The sequence below is a fragment of the Streptomyces sp. 8P21H-1 genome (assembly GCF_013302945.1).
The window spans coordinates 1-1,326 of record NZ_JABTYA010000157.1 but is presented as its reverse complement, the minus strand read 5'-3'; the positions used below and the strand labels follow the sequence as shown (position 1 = coordinate 1,326).

The window sequence follows — 1,326 nt, the reverse complement described above, 5'->3', positions numbered from 1 at the left end:
GGCCACCGCGCTCGCGCGCAGCAGCGGGCCCATGGTGCCGCGGGCGCCGCCGGACCGCTCGCGCAGGCCCCGCCAGCCCCAGCCCGGACCGGTGACCAGCGAGGCGTAGAGGCCGATCGGGCCGAACAGCATTCCGGTCCAGGTGCGGCCGCCGTGCAGCGCGAGCGAACCCACCGCCAAGGCCGCGACGACGGCCAGGAACGACGGCCACCCGGCGTCGCGCAGCGCCGGGACGATCAGCAGGGCGAGTGCCCCGGTGCCCCACACCAGCGTCCAGGGCCGCGGGCGCCGGCCCGCCCGGTCGGCCGCGAAGTACGCACCGAGCGTGATCGGGATCGCGACCAGCAGGAGGTTGAGCGCCAAGCCGTCCCCGAGCAGGAACATGCTGAGCAGGCCGGTGACCAGGGCGGCCCAGAGAGTCCCGGTACGGACGGGCGCCGGGGTCCCGGCCCGGACGTCGGCGAACCAGGACTCGACGGCGGGACCCTGCCGACCCGCGCCTCCGCCGTCCCCCTTGCCGTCCCCCTTGCCATCCTCCTCGTTCTCCCTCTCGCCGACAGCGACGCGGCCCTCGCTGCCCCCTCCGGCCGGGCTCCCACCTCCGGCCGGGCTGCCGCCTCCGGTCCGGTTCCCGTCCGCGCGCGAGCGCGTCGTACCCCCGCCCCCGCCGCCAGGGCGTGCCGCCGGAACGGCCTTCTCCGGTGCTCTCGGCTCGGTCTCGGACGGTTCGTCGGACACGGGACCCCCTCCCGACCGGTCCGGGCAGCACACAGCGCGGGGCTGCGGAAAGGCCGGGAGCCGGTTCCTCGTCGGCGCCGGCCCGAAATGATCAACGAGCGGCGTGGCGGAAAGGTTAACCGGGGCACACTCCGCGCAGCGGGTCACCGTCCCTCTGCGGCAGAGCTGTGGCAGGGCTGTGACAGTGATCGACACGCGGAGCGGGAAAAAGCGGACACCCACCCGACCGGGTCGCCTCACCTGTGGCATCGACACCGAGGCCTACCGGACCGCCCCCGTCGCCAGCCATTCCGGCAGCGCCTCGGTCCGTTCCAGCCACTCCGCGGGCGGTGTCCCCGCCTCCCCCGCGGCGGCCACGACGCCCCCGACGATGGCGCAGGTCGTGTCCGTGTCGCCGCCCACCTGGACGGTCGTCCAAAAAGCCTTCTCGTAGTCGCCGAGGGCACGCGCCGCCGACCAGAGCGCGAACGGCACCGTGTCGTGCGCGGTCGTGCGCCGCCCGCAGCCGAGGACGGCCGCGACGGTGGTCGCGTCCCCGTAGTCGAGCATGTCCCGGGCGCGGCGCAGACCCGCGCCCACGGCGCTGCG

2 protein-coding genes are annotated in these 1,326 nt (G+C 75.7%); both read right to left on the bottom strand.

What is annotated here, in order from left to right; translation table 11 throughout:
- Positions 1-738, bottom strand: a 738-nt coding sequence (locus HO151_RS07660; protein ID WP_368039393.1) for a DUF4153 domain-containing protein, incomplete at its 3' end; no start/stop codon positions are given.
- Positions 739-999: 261 nt separating this feature from the next.
- A partial coding sequence (locus tag HO151_RS02655; RefSeq protein WP_173894513.1) for an ADP-ribosylglycohydrolase family protein occupies positions 1,000-1,326 on the bottom strand: 327 nt, incomplete at its 5' end.